A 17705-nucleotide genomic window follows, 5' to 3' on the forward strand; every position below is an offset into this window, starting at 1 on the left:
CACTATTTTTGTCCAATAAAAAAAGAATGCCCCTTTACAGAGATTTTTCCGATGATAATGCTACCATCCTTGTCTGGAAGTATGATGAAAGCGAAGAACTTGATATCAATGAACTTCTGGAACCGGAAAATGCAGAAAAGGTAAAAGATTATCATCCTAAGAAACTTCTGGAGGTGCTGATGGTTCGTAAACTTCTGAAAGGTTTAAAACCGCATTCTAAAATTTTATATAAAGAAAGGGAACCTTTTCTCTCTCCTCAGGATGCAGAAATTTCCATTACCCATTCTTTTCCTTTTGCAGCCATTGCGATTTCTAAAAATAAAATAGGAATTGACGTCGAAAAGTTCAATCCCAAAATCTTAAGAGTGATTGATAAGTTCACTTACGAAAACGAACGCGGATTTATTCCAGTAGATAAAGCAGATACATTTTACACTATTATATGGAGTGTAAAAGAAAGTATGTATAAAATTCACCACTCAAAATACTGGTCTTTAAAGAAAAATTATGAGGTGAAACCTTTCGAACTGAAACATCTTCACAAAATCAGCTGCAGGGTTTATGACGAACAATTTTCAGACGAATTTAAAGCCAGAGTAGAATTTTTTGATGATTACTGCTTTACGATTGTGGAGGAGTAGGATCTGTTTCATTTCGGTATTTTTCAATGACCTTTCTCTGTTCTTTGGTAACGTCATAGATCAGCTCCAGAATATCATGAATATTTTTAAGCTCCGTCAAATGCGAAATTTTGTCGGGATCTCTGCGGTCAACAATGTCATTTTCCTCAATCTCGGTTTTTCTTTTCAGCAGCATATCTTCAATAGATGAATCTTCCGGTTCAAGGCGGCTTTCCATTTTCAAGGTTTCATTAACGTCGTTTCCGTTAAGAAGAGTCGAAGTCTGCTGCATTTCTGCTTCAATTTTTCTGCTCCAGCTTTCAGCATCTATTTCAGGATACTGTTCATTATTTTTAGAATATTGAGACAATGATGCCGTATAGGCCGTGATCAGATGTGAGGTTGCTACAAACTGATGAACCACTTCCAGTTTTTTCTGCTGATTTTTAGGATCAGAAATCATTCTCTGGAAGTTATCGGAAAGGTTAGCAAGTGAAATGATGGCATTTTTCCGTTTTACCTTATAATCTTCAACATCAAAATTTCCCTGCAAGAATTTAGAAATAACACTCTGAAAATAGATAAGGTTATCCGCAGCGGATTTTTTCATCAGATCAAGATTCTGGGTATGTTCCCAAACAGGAAGTACAATATAAGAGACTGCAAAAGCAATAATTCCCGCAATAGCAGTATCGAGAATTCTGTCTTTAAAAATAATGTTGACTTTTCCGGGGTTTAAAAAATTAAAACTCAGGAAAATATAAATGGTCATAAATAATACTGCCCAGAAATACCTCCCTTTCAAAAAACTGAAACACATGATCATGCTGATCAGTAATATTGCGAAGAGAATTCCATTGATATGAATGAAGTGCAGGATGGTATAGGCTATTACTGCACCAGTAACTGTTCCGTAAAGACGGAGGAGATTCCTTTTCTTAGTGATAGAATAGGCCGGCTTTAAAATAGCAGTAATGGTAATTAATATCCAATACGTATGTCCCAGCCCGAGAAAATCAAACATGGAGAATAGATACCCCACCAGAAGAGCTGTTGTAATTCTTATTGCATGGCGGAAATGTGATGAAGATAATGAGATATTATTTCTTAAAACCTTGGAATTAAGTTTTGGCTCATTAGGCATGAATTTTCTCAGATCTAATCCCGTAGATAAACTTTTTGCCAGCTTTACATTTTGAGAAAAGACTTTGTAAATCTCATTGATCTCTTTGGTAATTTCATAAATACGCATCAGGATCTGACGCAAAACCATGAAGTTTTCCAGATTGTCCGGAGACAATTGTTTATTTCTAAGTTCGAAATAATTATAATTAAGGTTCTTTAGTTCAAGATCCAGATTAAACATCGGTTTTGCTCTGGTTCCGCTCTGAAGGGCAATCCCGATATTGGTGATTTCTTCAGCAAGCAGATTCAGATAATCGTGAATGTTCACCAGAATCATGCTGTCTTCAAAACTCTGCTGAAGTTTTTGATAATCACTCTCAGAAGTCATCAGTTTCTCATGAAGGTCCATGGAATTCAGAAACATCAGCATCAAAAGACGGCTGGTAGTGGTAGATTCGTTGACAATGGTTCTGGTTTTGAAAACCGTTTCACGGGTATCTTCCTGAAGGTTTTTTATTTCAATCTGTTTGGCAATAACCTGAGTGGTCAGCTTATCGAAATCAGGATTCTTTTGATAATAATTGGCCTTGATTTTTAGGAACTCGGCCAGCTGAAGATAATTTTCCCCGATCATTTGTCCTGCCAGTTTGTAAGGACGAATTGTTGTTACAATAAGGAATATCAGGAGAAACCAGATACAGCCGCAGGCAAAGATTAATAAACTTTTAAGAATATCGTTTCCTGTAAGATGTCCGTCAATAAAGATGGCAAGTACAACCAGAGATAAAGAACCTACAGCGGCTAATCTCTGTCCGTATACTCCAATCAGCGAGAAAAACATTCCGAAAACAATGATCTCAAGCAGTACCAGTATCTTGAAATCCATCACAAGACTTGCGATGAGAGCAACAAGAACAAAACAGCAAATGGCAAAAGTAAGTGCATTTCTTCTTCGGATGAAAGGACCTGGCTGATCTGTTAGAGCTACAAAGCTGGTTCCCAGTGGAAAGAGGAAATATTCTTTTAAAATCCCGAAGTGGGCAAGGACTAAACAAGGCAGAACAGTAGCTAATGTAATTCTGATGGCAGAATATACATACTGACTGGTTACAAATTTTTTTAGTTCTGCCGAATAGTTCATACTACAAAAATAGCTATTGAAATCAGAAAAATCGCCATAAAGAAGAGACTTTTGTGAACTTAAATATTATATTTTTTTAATAAAGGTCTATTTTCATTTGCAAAAGCATTTCAATTCTCTGCTAATTTTTTGCTTTACAATTCTTAATTTAGTTTTCTCTGAAAATCAATCATCAAAATATAGGATCAATGAAAATCACGGTTAAATTTATACTCATTATTTTATTTTCTTTTTCGGTTTTAAGCTGCAGTTCTCAAAAGAAAGAAGATTTTAAAGCCAGGGAAATCTACAAATCCAAAGACCTATTGATTACTCAGATATCAGAAAATTCTTTTATTCATACTTCTTTTAAACAGACCAACGATTTTGGGAATGTTCCTTGTAACGGGCTTATCGTAAAAAATAATAATGAAACTATTGTCTTTTGATACCCCTACCAATGACAAAAGCTCAGAAGAATTAATACAATGGATCAACGGAACTCTTCATTCAAAAATTAACGCTGTTATTGCGACTCATTTTCATGATGATAGTTTGGGTGGGCTGCAGGCTTTTCATATCCATAATATCCCGTCCTATTCTTATTCTAAAACTATTGAGCTGGCCAAGGAAAATCATTTTGTAGTCCCCGAAAGCGGTTTTAATGATTTTTTGACTTTGAACGTAGGAAATGAAAAGGTTATTGCAAAGTTCTTTGGGGAAGGACACACAAAAGATAATAGCGTAGTATATTTTCCAAAAGAAAAAATATTGTTTGGAGGATGTTTGTTAAAAGAACTTGAAGCCGGCAAAGGGTATTTAGGAGATGCCAATGTTCCCGCCTGGTCAGCAACCGTTGAAAAAGTGAAAAGAGAATATCCAGATGTAAAAATTGTTGTACCGGGACATGGTGAATATGGAGATAGAAGGCTTCTTGATTATACCATTAATTTATTTAAAAGTGAATAGCGAATAATCAATTTTTGCTTTGCAAAGTGAATAGTGAATTTCCAGAATTAAAATAAATTGACAAGTGAAGGGGATTGACGATTGACCATGGACCCAAAAAAGCCTCATTACTAAGTATGAGGCTTTTTTATATAGCTGTTGCTTTTTTTAACGGTCGTTGTTGGATGTTTCTTCTCCGATGTTCCAGGTAAGACCGAAACGAAGTGTATTATCCAATGCACTGTTGATTTTAGACATATTGATCAGGTAAGAAAGATCCAGTCCGAAAGAACGATATCTTAACCCGACACCCGCAGTTGCAAATTGTCTTGCTCCCTGCTCTTCACTTTCATGGAAGTAACCTCCTCTTACAGAAAAAGCGTTGTCATATGAATATTCCAAAGCACCACTGTACATGATACTGTTTTTATTTTTGAAAGATTTTCCGATACCGGCCATTGGACCTACATTCGGAATCTGATAAATAGGCTGTCTTGTATTAGGATCAATTCCTGCATATTCAGATCCCGGAACCAAAAGTTTTGAACCTTCCACAGAAATTCCTACTCTGTTCATATCATCCAGATACATGTCGTATCCAACCCCTAATCTTGCCATTGTCGGAAGATAAGATCTGGATTCTTCATTTCCTGTATAATCCAGTTTCGGACCTAAGTTTTGAATAGCGATACCGGCATTTACTTTACCGTCATATCCTCCAATACTTGAGAACCTTGGAGAGGTATAATATCCTGAAACGTCTACTGCGAAAGAGTTAGCTGCTTTAAGCGTAGTATCTGTGTTGAATCCGCCGGCTAAGTCTGAACGGATGAATCTACCGGTAACGGCACCGGAGAATGAATCAGAAAGTTTCAGAGCGTAGGCAACGTCAATAGAGAATTCGTTTGGTTTTGATGTACCCATTGAAGCAATTTCCGTACCTACCAGCTGAGTCAGGTCTACCTGTCCCATATTAAAATAATAGATACTTGCAGAGATGGTAGATCTTTCTTCCTGTCCCAAGAATTTATGGAACGAAGCATATAATAAGAATACATCATTGGTAAGTTTTCCCATGTAAGGTGTATAGTTAAGACCTACGGAAGAACTTGTTCTGCTAAAAGGATATTTAGCCGCATTCCAGAACTGTGAAAATGCATCCGGAGAGGTTACCACCCCTTGATCTCCCATACCTCCCGATCTTGCATCAGGTGCAATTCTTAGAAAAGGAGCTCCGGTAAGAACTGGGTTTACTTTACCTAAATCTTGCGAATAGCCTAAAAAACCAGCACTCAAACCAAATCCTAAAAGCAGTTTAGTAGTTAAATTCATATGTTGTCTTTTATATATTATCAGTTTTTTGTTAATATTATTGTCTATGTTTTATTTAATTATTTCAAAAGTACCATTTTTTCCACAGCTGTAGCACTTCCTTTGCATTTTTCTTGATTCTGACTTTTTGCAAATATCTTAAAAATATACGTACCTTTTGCAACAGTAGCTCCAAAATCATCTCTTCCGTCCCATTCTATTGCCTGACGAGGGGTTCTAAAGCCCTGTAGGAAGGGTTCTGCAACCACCGGCTGAGATAAAGTTCTTACCAATCTTCCGGTTATGGTGTAGATTTGTACATTCACATCCAGAATATCATCACAATTGTGTTCAAACTGGATATAGGTCTTATTAGTGAAAGGATTCGGCCAGTTCAGCGGACGGTTTATCATCAGGTGCTGGTCAGATTCATCTTTAACTTCAAAATTTAACGTAGCAGTTGTGGAATTATTGTTTATGTCCCAAACTTTAAATGTTAATTGATGCTGTCCGATTGCTAAATTTCTGAAAGGATAAGTCACATTTCCCTTCTGATAATCGGCGAGACTTGGGTTCAGACACCCGTTTCCTTCACCTGCTGCATAGAAATCATTTAGAACAACCGTATTGATGATCTGGCCATCCAGATATACTGTAATATCATGGCCAACTCCTGAACCTGTAGAATTAATTCCAGTATCATCTGTTAGACATGCAAGAAGCATTGGATTCTGATTGGTGATTCCGCCATCCGCAAAGTTGGTGTTGTTCATATACAGTTTTACTTTTGGAGGCTGGTTATCATTGATTCCGTTAGGATTGATGTCTCCCACCTGTACAGGCTGGTTATTGAAAACATCCATCGCTTTATTATCTGCATAGCCTAATATTCTTCCTTCTCCTACCGCATAGTTGATGTCTTTAGGTACATAGAATTCTACATTAAATACTCCGTTTACAGCAGTTCCCGAAGCTTTTACAATAGCACTTCCTTCTTCTGTATAGTTAAGTACCGGAGACAAAGAGCCGCTGTTATTTAAAGTAGTCTTATTTAATCTTTTATCAAAAATATTGATCGTAACTCTTCCATTGAACGTATTGTTTAATGTTCCGTTCGGACTATTAACATGCCCTTTTACTTTAACGAAATCCAGGCCTCTTACCAGTCCGGGAACAGGAGTATCAATCTGATCGATAACCAAAAGTCTTTTGGGTCTGCTCAGTTGCATAGCAGGATCACCCAGGAAGTTTACTTTGAGGTGGTTATTATTAGGTCCTTTCTGTTTTTTTGCAATTAAGTGAGCATTTCCTAATGAGTTAAAATCATCATTGGTTAATTTAAAAATATTTCGGGTAAACGTATTGGTGAAATCACGTCCATAATCTACACCAATCGCTCGGCTGGAAGTAATCATGGTAGAAGCACCTCCTTGTTTCAGTTTTATAAACTGTTCTCCCACAGAATTGGTTCCCGGCTCATCCCATAAAGTGAACTCACAGGTTATTGTGGATACAAAAGGAAATCTGCTGTATACATTGGAAAAATTGTTGGCATTTTGTACTTCAGTACTGGTAAGAACTCTTTCCTGTGCCCAGCCGTTGATTCCTCCGTGTCCGAAGTAGAAAAGGTATAAACTGTTTCCAATTGCATTGGATATAGCCTGGTTTACCTGAGGATATCTACGCCCGCCCGATGTGCTCTGAGCGGTGAAGGCATCCATATATAATTTTTTTACGTTATATTCCTTCAGTTCTTGCTGTCCTGGTTGTTCAAAAATGCTCACCAGACTTGAATTCATTACATTATGGAAAGGAGATCCTCCTTCATTATTATCATCAACTACAAAATCGAGTCTCATACGCCAGTCACCGAAAGGGCTGGATTGTCCCTGAAGCGAATTATAGTAAGCTAATGTTTTGTTGATCATATCTCCGGCTTCAGTTACATTGGCAGCAGGAATTCTTCCTACCGGCAGATCCGGAAGATTGTTTTCAATTAAAAGAGATGTCTGTGGTTTTGTCATTACAATATAATCATCTGTAACGAATGACGACACATAATCTGAAGATTGCTCACTCTGGTAGCTGGCAACAATATTGGTATTATTTGGAATTCTGTTCTTGTAATCAAATGAAGCATCTCCAAGAATAAAAACATACTGAAGTCTTCCGTTTGGAGTGTTCAGCTTAGTAATGAAATCTCTGACCGCAGTAAGATCTTTACTTCCGCTCCCGAATTCTTCATAGATTTTATTGACATCAACAATTTCTACTTTATAGTTATGATTGGTCTGATGATAACTGGCCATTCTCTGTGCCTGTCCCATCATTTCAGGAACAGTAAGAATAAGATAGTCCACATTTTGTATGGCAGAAAGGTTCTGATTGGCGATTCTTCCTACAAATTGAGGGCTGAAAGCCGCATCAGCACGGAAGGCTACGAATTCATTGTTGAAATTCTGATCGGATGCCGTATATGCAAAATTGAAAAACCCTCCTGCGGCTTTATTCACTCTTCGGTTTGCATTGGTAATATCCGTAACGTCCCATACCTGCTCTATATTAGCTGCGTTGGAAATACTGAACCCATAATTGGTATTACTTCCGCTTACAATAGAAAAATCTCTGAAGCTCATCTGAGAGCCGTTGAATGCAAGATTTTCTTTGTATTGTAATTCAAGATAGTCAAAATAGAAAGTTCCGTTCGGGTTTTTGGAAATATTCGGGTTATAAGTAAAGGTAACCTGGTTTCCTGTAATATTGGTAAGAGTACCGGAAAACGGAATAGGGTAGAAGTTATATTGATATGTTGGGGTATCCGTAGGTACCTCAATAGGAGCGGAAGGGATATTATTAAGCTTAAATTCAATAACATCCTGTTGGGCTTTATAACCTACTACCTGTGTTCTGTACTTTACCAGATCATTGGCCTGGATAGGTGAATTGGTAGTAAGTGTAATTGTTTTTTCATTGATGAAAGGAGGATCCTCCACCCAGGTTCTTCCTACCTTTAAAAGATTCTTCTGGTCATTATTGATCACCTGATAATTATCGTATCTGGTAATTAACTGGCCAGGGAGGTTTCCGTCAACAGTTGGAACTCTTTTACCTGCTCCTTTGTCAAAATTAATATAGTAGTAAGAGAAATCTTCATAAATATTTTTGACATTATTACTTTTTTCAGCGAATCTCGTATCTCTTCTTTTAAAACCGTTTCCGTTATTGGTATCGTAAAGATTATATCCATTGGGTCCCTGCGCATAGAAAAGAGCGTAATCATTGTCATTCCATACACCGTCATCTTCACCCACTACCTGAATGGCATTTTCCTGCAAAGCATCATATCTCGTATCCTGATTGAATTCAGGAAGCATGATTCCTCCGTTTCCGTAAATTCTGAAATTTTTAGGGTTTACAGAAGCCGGGTTAATTCCGTTATCTCTTAAAAACTGTGATGTGATTTTGAATACTCCGGACTTATCAACCTTTATTTTGTAAAAATTACCACTTGATAAAGGATTTCCTGTAGTTCCTACTTTTTTTACTCCGCCGGAATAATTTACAAAAGCAGAAGCCTCCGAAACATTAAATGAAGACAATCTCTGAACACGGCCTTTTACATTTTTAAACAGTGCAATACTGATGCTGGCATAGCTTTCTCCATCCAAAGTATAATATGAAACGTCTGCAACATCATAATCAGGAAGTCTGCCTTTATCCAGCTCATACAGATCCTGATTGGAAACGCCTTCCCAGACCAGGTCTGAAATTTTTAATTGCTTTTCTCCAATTTTTTGCTTGCTTACTATAAAAACATTATTTTGGCTGAAAGAAAAACCTTCATTTTTGAAATTTGGAAGATTCAATTTTGTTTCACCAAAATCCTGGATTTTAGAGCCATCCCATTCTATGGTGTTTCTCTGGGCGTAAAGTGTTGATGCAAAAGCGATTAAAGATAAAATCGTAATTTTTCGTTTCATGTTTACTATTGAAATTGCTAAATTACAAAATAAATGAAAATTTTAGAATTAAATTGTAATACAATAAAATTAATTTGTTATCGTTTTTCAAAAAAATCAAATCTTTATTTGATTTATTGAATAATTTATTTTTTCTTTGTACTCTTGAAAATATTTATATCGACTATGAAAAAACTAAAGTTGTTTTCATTAATAGCATTAAGTTCTACACTTGCATTAACCAGCTGTGGCGGATCAGGGACCAGCAAAGGTGGCGGTACCAAAAAATTTGTCAGTAAAACGGGTTGGAAACCAAACGAAAAACAGGGTTGGTTTTTTGCAGGAAAGCAACAGAAGCAGAAGGGTTGGCCGGGAATGGTATATGTAGAAGGTGGAACTTTTACAATGGGATTAGTGAAAGATGATGTTATGCACGATTGGAATAACACGCCGCGCAGAATGCAGGTGAGTTCATTCTTTATCGGAGAAACTGAGATTACTAACTATGAATACCGCGAATACCTTACATGGTTGAAGTATGTATTCCCACCAAGTGACCCAAGCTTTAAGGAAATCTATAACGGTGCTTTACCGGATACCTTATTATGGGACAACAAATTAGCTAGAAACGATTATAATGAAACGTATCTGCGTTCTCCGGAATTCGATTACTATCCGGTTGTAGGAGTTTCCTGGACTCAGGCAAACAGATACTGTGAATGGCTTTCAGACAGAGCAAACGAAAAAGCTTTGATGCAGGCAGGTATTATTGCTAAGGATTTGTACATCAACGAATCCAACAACCAGGGAGGTACCGCATTCAACATGGATAAATTCAAATCGAATGATCCTGAAATGCAAGGATATATCAACGAGAAAAGAATGCAGCAGAAAACAGGTATGAAAACTACCAACCAAAGATTACTGGCTGCAAACAGAGCTCCTAATGCTGCAATGGTTCAGAAGTTCAGACTTCCTACTGAAGTTGAATGGGAATATGCAGCTCTTGGTATGGCTAAGAACAGAGAATATAACCAATACTTAGGAAAAAAACCTGAAATTGAAAAATTAAGAGGTACCAAAGGAAGAGAAAGAGGAATGTTCCTTGAAAACTTCAAAATGGGTAAAGGTGACTATTCAGGTATCGCTGGATGGAAAAATGACGGTTCAGCACAAACTTCAGACGTAAGACAATATCCGTCTAATGATCTTGGAGTTTACGGTATGTACGGAAACGTTTCTGAATGGACAGCTGACGTTTACAGACCTATCATTGATGAAGATTACAACGATTTCAACTATTATAGAGGAAATATGCCTCAGGCGATCGTAAGAAACGGTGACGGAACTTATAAAATGATCGACGAGGGAACTATCAAATATGATACTTTGGCTGACGGAAGATTAGTTTACAGAGGACTTCCTGGACAATTCGAAAGAGAAACTATCGCTGACTATAGAAACTACAGAGATGGTGACAGACAATCTTCTTTAGAATATTACAGAGCATCAGATTCTGCTAAAGGATTCGATATGTATAACTCTCCTAAGAAAAGCTTCGTTGTAGATGCCAGCGGTAGAGTAAAATTACAGAAAGACGGTAAAGAAAGAACTTCAGGAATTTCTAACGATGTTAGAGTTGTAAAAGGAGGTTCTTGGCAAGATACTGCTTACTGGCTGGATCCGGGACAAAGAAGATATAAAAATCAAAACAAGGCTTATGGTTGGATTGGTTTCCGTGTTGCACAGGATGCCAGAACTAACGATAAGAGTAGAACTAGAAGATAATATTTATCAAAAAATACTTATAAAAAACCTTCCGGATTTCCGGAAGGTTTTTTTATTTTTGAACCATGAAATCGCTTGGGCCAAAAAAGTCCAAAATACACATAAGGATTTAGCGATTGCGTGTGACCTCTTTTAAAAATATATATAATTCTAAATGAATACAGAACAGTTTTATCCTTTGTTTCTGCAAGCCGGTAAAGTAACCATCGACAGCAGAAAAATAGCAGAAAATGATATTTTCTTTGCTTTTTCCGGTGAAAATTTCAATGCTGCAACGCTTGCCGAGAAGGCTATTGATGATGGTGCTTTAGCTGTGATTGTTGAACTGCCGGAATTCGAGAACAAGGATAAAAATATTTTCTATGTTCCGTCTACATTGGAATTTTTACAGCAACTGGCTATTTATCACAGAAGCAAGCTTACCATTCCTTTTATCGGGCTTACGGGAAGTAATGGAAAGACTACAACAAAAGAACTGATTCATGCTGTATTATCTGAGAAATTTAATGTGCAGTATACTTTTGGAAATCTAAATAACCATATTGGTGTTCCTTTAACCATTCTTTCGATTAAACCAGAACATGAAATGGCTGTGATCGAAATGGGAGCCAACCACCAGAAAGAGATTGAATTTCTTTGTACCATCTCAAAACCCGATTTTGGATATATTACCAACTTCGGAAAAGCACATCTGGAAGGATTCGGTGGTTTTGCAGGGGTGATCAAAGGAAAGTCTGAACTGTATGACTTTCTTAAAAATAATAACAAGACAATTGTTGTAAATGAAAATGATCCTATTCAGGTAGAAAAAACAGAAGGCTATTTACCCATTATTAGTTTTGGAAAAGAAGAGTCCGATTATAATTTCGAATCTTTTTCAGAAGATCATTTTGTAGGCCTTACTTATCAAGGGGCAAAAGCGGTTTCAAAGCTGACAGGAGAATATAATTTCACCAATCTATGTGCAGCAGCAAGCCTGGGGCTTCATTTCGGAATAAGCTTCGAGGATATAAAACATGCTTTTGAATTATATACTCCAACGAATATGCGTTCGCAAATAGTAAAAAAAGAAAACAAGACTTTGGTTCTTGATACTTATAATGCGAATCCAAGTTCAATGACAGCTTCTCTCAATAACTTTATTGGCTTTGAAGGAAGCAAAACCATTATTATCGGAGATATGCTTGAATTAGGTGACGAAAGCGAAAAAGAGCATCAGAATATCTTAAAACTGGCGCAAGATCTTAATTTTAATGAAATCATTACGGTAGGAAAACACTTTAAAGCGGTTAATCCTTCAATGCTTGCTTTTGAAAATACAGCAGAGTTGACGGAATATCTGCAACAGCATAAAATTCAATCTGACAATATCTTACTGAAAGGTTCAAGAGGAATAGCCCTTGAAAAAGTAATTGAATTTATTTAATACAGTAAGCTGGGAGAGGGAAGCTTCTGAGGTTAAGTGAAGAGTTGTTGCCTTTTACTTAACTTTTATAAATTTTCATTGTTAAAAGATGACCGAAAAAAGTGGATAGTAACTTCCGGCTTCACTCTTCCAACTTCCAGCTCTACGATTTATTTCTTCAACTCCCAGAATTCTTTTACAATCAGTTTAATATTTTTGAATGTGCTTGGAAAAACTTCGTTTTCAATTTGTGAAATATTTTTCCAGGCAACTTCAGTAATGCCTTCTTCAATTTGTGGTGTGGAAGTATCTTCACCGTTGAAGTTCATTTCGAACCAATGGGTACATTTCAATATTTTTTCACCGTTTCTTTCCACGTAAATATGGTATGTGGTATTGATGAATTTTACGAGTTCAACATCTCTTAGTCCGGTTTCTTCTTCAATTTCCCGTACTGCAGATTCTTCTCTGGATTCTCCCTTTTCCATCTTGCCCTTGGGCAGATCCCATTTTCCCAGTCTTTTGATGAAAAGAACATCCCCTTCCGGATTGTTCACAAGCCCTCCGGCAGCTTCTATAATTCTGAAAAGGTTTTGAAACTGCTGCCAGATTTCATCAATATTCTCACCATATACATTCAGTTCCTGCAGAGAAGTATTCTCCAGAAGATCTAAAGCGATCTCTAAAGTGGTATAATTTTCATATCCAAGCTTTTTTTCTAGTTCTTCAGGATGCTTAGATATTAATAATTTTTTTTCGTTGACAAAAACTTTATACATTTGTAAGAGTTAAGAATTTAAATACAAAAATAAAAAATGAATTTAGAAGGACGAAAGATTATTGTCAATAAATCATCTAAAGAGCTTACCGAGCTACTGAAATCTCCTGAAAATTATAAAGAATTTATGCCGGACGGGCTTCAGAAATTTGAAACAAGAGATAACGGATTTAAATTTGGATTACAGGGAATGCCGGAAATCGCATTGAAGATAGATGAGGTGGATGACCAAAAAGCTGTATTGAGATCAGCAAGTTCAAGCTTGGATTTCTCATTAACGGCTACTTTGAACCCGATCAATGACAACCAGACAGAAGTTCAGATGTTATTTGAAGGAAAATTCAATCCGTTCATTAAAATGATGGTAGAAAAACCATTGCAGAACTTTATCAATACGCTTACCGATAAGATCGAAGCTTATAAATAATACAAAAACCTTCAATTTTGAAGGTTTTTTTTATTTATTGCTGTAATTTGATTTTCCTGAGAAGTAAAATAGAAAAAGCGATATAATGCAGATGATTCCAGATAATATTGGTTTTTAAATCTTACTAACGATGTTTTTAGATTATCCGGCCATGCATTGGCTTTTCCTATTTTAAACCTTCTCAAATATATTTCATTTTCCCTGTTTTAATAGCCGCCAATCAATTCCACTTTTATTTCGGTAATTTCTTTGTGGTGAACAGGAATAAAATGAGGTGTGTCTTCTAAAGTATTTGTAACTGGGGAATGTTTCTCTTTACCAACTGTACAATTGAATAACACATTCCCGGCAATTATAGTTAACAACAATAGGTTGATCACTGTCAGAAATTCGGATTTTTTCATACCTCAAAATATTTTGTTTTACATATCCGGTTTTTTCATATTGTTATTGATTCTTTTTAAAAAGCCCTGCTTTTAAGTCTGAACCCATTGAACCTTCTGCTAATTGCAGATAATTACGTTTACTCTGGTCTTTTTCAATAATGATGGTTCCGGTAGTTTGCACGTTTTTCATTTCCAGAAAATCTGTTGATGTTGCATTACTGTCACTTAACGGGCCGCTTCCATATCCCGCGAGCTTGTTATAGCTGGTAAAAATGCAATCGGAAGCTTTATATCGGCGTGTACTTCCTTTTTCCCGGATCCATATTGTACTGGTATTGGCTATGATGTTATGGTGAAAATCGAAATCGTCTCCATTCGTACCTTGTGTAGTCCAGACACCACAGAAATAACCACCATACACCAAGGAATGCTGCATCGCACTACGACTACCGGCTTTTCCCTCATTTTTCCAAAAAACAACAGGAATTTTACAGTTGAAGAACACGCAATGATCAATGACAAGACCATAGCCATTGGCTATAACTCCCACATGCAATGGCAATACATCAACATTTCCGGCAAAAAGACATTGCGTTATAAGCAGATCATCCAGACTTTTTCCATCACGCCATATGGGATAAGAACGACGGAGATTAGTGCCATCCATATAGGAGTAATCCGGACTTCCGGTAAAACGGAGCCCTTCAATAGTTACGTGGCTTACTTCGGGTTGTATACCTCTCGCTTCCTGTCCGCCTACGCCCTGTTCAAGCGGGGCTGCTGTAACAATAATCGGCATTTTCTGGGGAGTCCAGTCTGCATCGTCTGGCATCACATCTGCACGAATAATAAGACGGTTTTTAAGAGTATACTTGTCATTGGTGAACATAACGGTTTGAGTTAGCAGATGTATCCCTTCTGAAAGAAAGATGGTGGTTGCTCCCGGCTCTTTGTTGGAATTGACACGTTTTGCAGCCTCTAGGATTGTCTTTAACGGCTCTGCCTTTGTTCCGGAGTTGGTATCCTTACCAGTCTGTGAATTAACGTATAATTGTTCTGCCTGCACAAAAAGTATACTCATCATGAATAACAGAAAACTAAATGTGTATTTTATCATGTTCCTTTTTTTTTGTAAAATTAGGAACAGTCTTAGTTTAGAAAAAGGTCATTTTATTTTTAAAATGGTCATTTTATATTCTTCCGGTACTGTTGGGGAGTATTACCCGTAATTTTTTTAAAAAAGCGGTTGAAATTGGATGGATCCGAAAAGCCAAACTCATAAGCAATTTCCTTTGCCGATTTGTTTTGATAAAGCTGCTTCTTTATTTCTGAAATCAATTTATAGTGGATCATTTGCTGGGCAGATAATCCGCTGAACTGTCGGCAGATTTTATTAAGAAATCCTGTGCTTATATTCAGCATTTTTGAATAGGCTTCAACACTCCGGTCATTTATAATTTCTTTTTCCAGTAAAGATCGGAATCTGTAAAAATCCGAATGAACATAGGTATCTCTCTGTACATTATGAATACCTGCATAATATCTGTTGAGAATAACCAATAGCTGATACAAAAGTGATCTGATCAGATGGCTGCTGTCGTTCTGAAGCTGCTCGAATTCTCCCTCTATTCCATATACAAGCTCCAGGCATTTCTCAAATGAAGACTCTGATATTTGCATTTCTGTAGGATGTGAATATTGATGGAAGTATTGAAACCGATGCAGGAATAACTCATCAGAGAAAAAAAGATGAAGAAAGTCTTTTTCAAATAATAAAACATAGCCCTTTATCTCTTTTTCAATTTCCCAGCGGCGAACCTGCCCGGGGCTTGTGAAAAAGATGGTTCGGGGAGCTATCAGCATCTTATTTTCGTCTAGCGTAAAAGTTCCTGCACCTTCTTCTATGAAAAGGATTTCGTAAAAGCTAAGCTGATGTAATGTATTGTCTAATACAAAGTGATTCAATCTTTCAATACGTCCGATATCCAATAACAGCTCCAGACCATATTTACGTGGGAGAAAATGATATGTTTTAACTTTTGCGACTGGTGCCATTTGTTTTAATAATTTCTTCTCGTTCTAATGATGAGTTAAAAATACAACTTTTCTTTTGGCTTTATTATGGGCAGTACGGTGAGCTAGCTGTTTCTTTATATGAATTAATAAGGATATAGAGTAGTGGAAATCTTATCTAAGCAATTACCCCGGAGGAATGATCTGCATTACTTCCCGTTGCAGAAGAAAGAACATTGACTTCATTGTTCATCCTTAAAACTCCCATAAAAGCAAATATCAGCGCCTCTTTATAATCAATGATTTGTTTTTCAGGAATAATGATCTCAGATCTTGTTTTTGTTTTTATTTTTTCAATTAAAAATGTGTTGTAGGCACCTCCTCCGGTAATCAGAATATCTGCTATATCATTTTGACTGATAACAGAAGCAATTTGCCGGGCTGCATGTTCGGTAAAGGTTGCCAGAGCATCCGGAGTATCCATATTTTCAAGTACCGGAAATATATGCTGATTGCACCATTCTACACCGAGTGATTTTGGATGAGATTGCTGATAGAAATCCAATGCATTGAGCTGGCAGAGTATATCTTCATGTATTCTTCCTTTTCTTGCAAGTTCTCCGTTTTCATCAAAACTTTTATTCAGTTTTTGGGCAAAATGATTCAGAATAATATTGACAGGAGCAATATCAAAGGCAATTCTTCTGCCATTCAATTGCAACGAAATATTGGAAAATCCGCCAAGGTTAAGGCATGCGCCATATTCGGAGAAAAGTAGAGCATCACCTATAGGAACCAAAGGGGCTCCATTTCCTTTCATCAATACATCCTGGCTTCTGAAATCAAAGATGACGGGTAAACCGGTTTCCAGCTTTATTGCTCTGCCATCACCGATTTGATGTGTAAATTTCCTTTGAGGCTGATGAAAAACCGTATGGCCGTGAGAGGCTATTAAATCAATGTTTTTTAGCTGATATTTATTGATAAATTCTCTGACTTTCTGTCCAAGATAGAAGCCGTAATCCGAATTCAGCTCCAGCAGGTCTTCTGCAGAAAGAGATATCGAATTTTTTAGTCTTTTTTCCCATTCGTCCGAATAGGGGAATGTCTCTGCCTTCAGGATCTGAAAAGTCCACTTGTCCTGTCTTTCAAATTCAGCAAGACAGATATCCAAACCATCCAGACTTGTTCCGGACATCAGCCCAATAGCCAGAGTTTTCATTATGATCAGATTTATTTTTTATTCTCGGAAATTCTTTTCGAACTGAAATCTCCTGAATTGTTATAAAAAGTATATTCGGAAAAATCATCTTTAGCGGTCATCCCATTGGCTCCTACCAGAGTAGAGCCGTCTTCCATGGTTACATACACGGTATCTTTGGTGTAGATTCTGTTCTTTCTCTGATCCCAATAAATACTTTGCATTGCAAATCTCTGCCCTTCATTCGTTCTGATTCTCACATCTCCTTTCGCTTCGTAGAATTTTTTATATTCGAAAATACGGGCGTATTTAGCAGTAATTCTTCCGGGAACTTTAGGCTTCTTTTTATCAAAAAATTCAATATCTATCCCTTTTCGGGCAACTACGTACGGGCTGTCAATCAGCTCATACTTTTCAATGATCGGGGCTTTGGCTTTTAAAGTTACAAAACCAGAGTCACGCTGAATGATATTAGCATTATTAATGATCTGTGAAGGGAAATTTTTGCTTTGATTACCGTTGGCTTTGGTAAGATCCTCTTCACAGGATGTCAATATAAAAAATATAGCACAACTAAAAAGGCATGCTATATTTTTATATGATATTTTATTTGAAAAATTCATT

Annotated in this window: 13 protein-coding genes and 1 pseudogene; 5 read left to right on the plus strand and 9 right to left on the minus strand. The window is 36.8% G+C overall.

Annotated features, from left to right (window positions below; genetic code table 11):
* Positions 1-26: 26 nt before the first annotated feature.
* On the plus strand, positions 27-641 hold the full coding sequence (locus F3J23_RS03860; protein ID WP_167024324.1) for a 4'-phosphopantetheinyl transferase family protein: 615 nt from the start codon (positions 27-29) through the stop codon (positions 639-641).
* Here F3J23_RS03860 and F3J23_RS03865 read toward each other — a convergent pair.
* Complete coding sequence (locus F3J23_RS03865) at positions 622-2886, minus strand: FUSC family protein (protein WP_167024326.1); 2265 nt, start codon at positions 2884-2886, stop codon at positions 622-624. The two genes, F3J23_RS03860 and F3J23_RS03865, sit on opposite strands and share 20 nt — an antisense overlap.
* Positions 2887-3074: 188 nt before the next feature.
* Between F3J23_RS03865 and blaCHM the strand changes: the two are divergent.
* Positions 3075-3834: pseudogene (gene blaCHM / locus F3J23_RS03870) on the plus strand (CHM family subclass B1 metallo-beta-lactamase).
* 147 nt (positions 3835-3981) lie between these two features.
* Here the strand turns inward: blaCHM and porV are convergent.
* Both porV and porU read right to left on the minus strand, forming a co-directional pair.
* Positions 3982-5145 (minus strand): type IX secretion system outer membrane channel protein PorV, encoded by a 1164-nt coding sequence (gene porV / locus F3J23_RS03875; protein WP_105680985.1) that lies wholly within the window; start codon positions 5143-5145, stop codon positions 3982-3984.
* A 59-nt stretch (positions 5146-5204) separates the two neighbouring features.
* The gene (porU, locus tag F3J23_RS03880) at positions 5205-9104 is read right to left on the minus strand and encodes a type IX secretion system sortase PorU (RefSeq protein WP_167024328.1); all 3900 of its coding nucleotides are present in this window, start codon (positions 9102-9104) and stop codon (positions 5205-5207) included.
* Between the two features lie 165 nt (positions 9105-9269).
* Here porU and gldJ point away from each other — a divergent pair, with 165 nt between their 5' ends.
* The gene (gene gldJ / locus F3J23_RS03885; protein WP_167024330.1) at positions 9270-10871 is read left to right on the plus strand and encodes a gliding motility lipoprotein GldJ; all 1602 of its coding nucleotides are present in this window, start codon (positions 9270-9272) and stop codon (positions 10869-10871) included.
* A gap of 154 nt (positions 10872-11025) precedes the next feature.
* Positions 11026-12297: a UDP-N-acetylmuramoyl-tripeptide--D-alanyl-D-alanine ligase gene (locus F3J23_RS03890; RefSeq protein ID WP_167024332.1), complete on the plus strand. Its 1272-nt coding sequence runs from the start codon at positions 11026-11028 to the stop codon at positions 12295-12297.
* 149 nt (positions 12298-12446) lie between these two features.
* Here the strand turns inward: F3J23_RS03890 and F3J23_RS03895 are convergent, their stop codons facing one another.
* Positions 12447-13055, minus strand: a complete 609-nt coding sequence (locus tag F3J23_RS03895; protein ID WP_167024334.1) for an NUDIX hydrolase — start codon at positions 13053-13055, stop codon at positions 12447-12449.
* A 36-nt stretch (positions 13056-13091) separates the two neighbouring features.
* Between F3J23_RS03895 and F3J23_RS03900 the strand changes: the two genes are divergently transcribed.
* Complete coding sequence (locus F3J23_RS03900) at positions 13092-13481, plus strand: SRPBCC family protein (RefSeq protein ID WP_167024336.1); 390 nt, start codon at positions 13092-13094, stop codon at positions 13479-13481.
* 206 nt (positions 13482-13687) lie between these two features.
* On the opposite strand, the gene F3J23_RS03905 is transcribed toward F3J23_RS03900, so the two are convergent.
* The 5 genes from F3J23_RS03905 to lptC form a co-directional block, all read right to left on the minus strand.
* Complete coding sequence (locus F3J23_RS03905) at positions 13688-13885, minus strand: hypothetical protein (RefSeq protein WP_167024338.1); 198 nt, start codon at positions 13883-13885, stop codon at positions 13688-13690.
* A 43-nt stretch (positions 13886-13928) separates the two neighbouring features.
* Complete coding sequence (locus F3J23_RS03910) at positions 13929-14984, minus strand: hypothetical protein (protein ID WP_167024340.1); 1056 nt, start codon at positions 14982-14984, stop codon at positions 13929-13931.
* 68 nt (positions 14985-15052) lie between these two features.
* A complete protein-coding gene (locus tag F3J23_RS03915) occupies positions 15053-15922 on the minus strand; it encodes an AraC family transcriptional regulator (RefSeq protein WP_167024342.1) in 870 nt (289 codons plus the stop codon).
* A 136-nt stretch (positions 15923-16058) separates the two neighbouring features.
* Positions 16059-17102 (minus strand): anhydro-N-acetylmuramic acid kinase, encoded by a 1044-nt coding sequence (locus tag F3J23_RS03920; RefSeq protein ID WP_167024345.1) that lies wholly within the window; start codon positions 17100-17102, stop codon positions 16059-16061.
* Between the two features lie 11 nt (positions 17103-17113).
* Complete coding sequence (lptC, locus tag F3J23_RS03925; protein WP_167024347.1) at positions 17114-17704, minus strand: LPS export ABC transporter periplasmic protein LptC; 591 nt, start codon at positions 17702-17704, stop codon at positions 17114-17116.
* Between the last annotated feature and the right edge of the window lies 1 nt (position 17705).

The organism is Chryseobacterium sp. Tr-659, assembly GCF_011752975.1.
Lineage (GTDB): Bacteria > Bacteroidota > Bacteroidia > Flavobacteriales > Weeksellaceae > Chryseobacterium.

Excerpts from the sequence above, each read along its gene's own strand:
- F3J23_RS03865 (WP_167024326.1), bottom strand. The coding sequence starts at position 2,886 with ATGAACTATTCGGCAGAACTAAAAAAATTTGTAACCAGTCAGTATGTA.
- gldJ (WP_167024330.1), top strand. The coding sequence starts at position 9,270 with ATGAAAAAACTAAAGTTGTTTTCATTAATAGCATTAAGTTCTACACTT.
- F3J23_RS03905 (WP_167024338.1), bottom strand. The coding sequence starts at position 13,885 with ATGAAAAAATCCGAATTTCTGACAGTGATCAACCTATTGTTGTTAACT.
- porU (WP_167024328.1), bottom strand. The coding sequence starts at position 9,104 with ATGAAACGAAAAATTACGATTTTATCTTTAATCGCTTTTGCATCAACA.
- F3J23_RS03890 (WP_167024332.1), top strand. The coding sequence starts at position 11,026 with ATGAATACAGAACAGTTTTATCCTTTGTTTCTGCAAGCCGGTAAAGTA.
- F3J23_RS03910 (WP_167024340.1), bottom strand. The coding sequence starts at position 14,984 with ATGATAAAATACACATTTAGTTTTCTGTTATTCATGATGAGTATACTT.
- F3J23_RS03860 (WP_167024324.1), top strand. The coding sequence starts at position 27 with ATGCCCCTTTACAGAGATTTTTCCGATGATAATGCTACCATCCTTGTC.
- F3J23_RS03900 (WP_167024336.1), top strand. The coding sequence starts at position 13,092 with ATGAATTTAGAAGGACGAAAGATTATTGTCAATAAATCATCTAAAGAG.
- F3J23_RS03920 (WP_167024345.1), bottom strand. The coding sequence starts at position 17,102 with ATGAAAACTCTGGCTATTGGGCTGATGTCCGGAACAAGTCTGGATGGT.
- lptC (WP_167024347.1), bottom strand. The coding sequence starts at position 17,704 with ATGAATTTTTCAAATAAAATATCATATAAAAATATAGCATGCCTTTTT.
- porV (WP_105680985.1), bottom strand. The coding sequence starts at position 5,145 with ATGAATTTAACTACTAAACTGCTTTTAGGATTTGGTTTGAGTGCTGGT.
- F3J23_RS03895 (WP_167024334.1), bottom strand. The coding sequence starts at position 13,055 with ATGTATAAAGTTTTTGTCAACGAAAAAAAATTATTAATATCTAAGCAT.
- F3J23_RS03915 (WP_167024342.1), bottom strand. The coding sequence starts at position 15,922 with ATGGCACCAGTCGCAAAAGTTAAAACATATCATTTTCTCCCACGTAAA.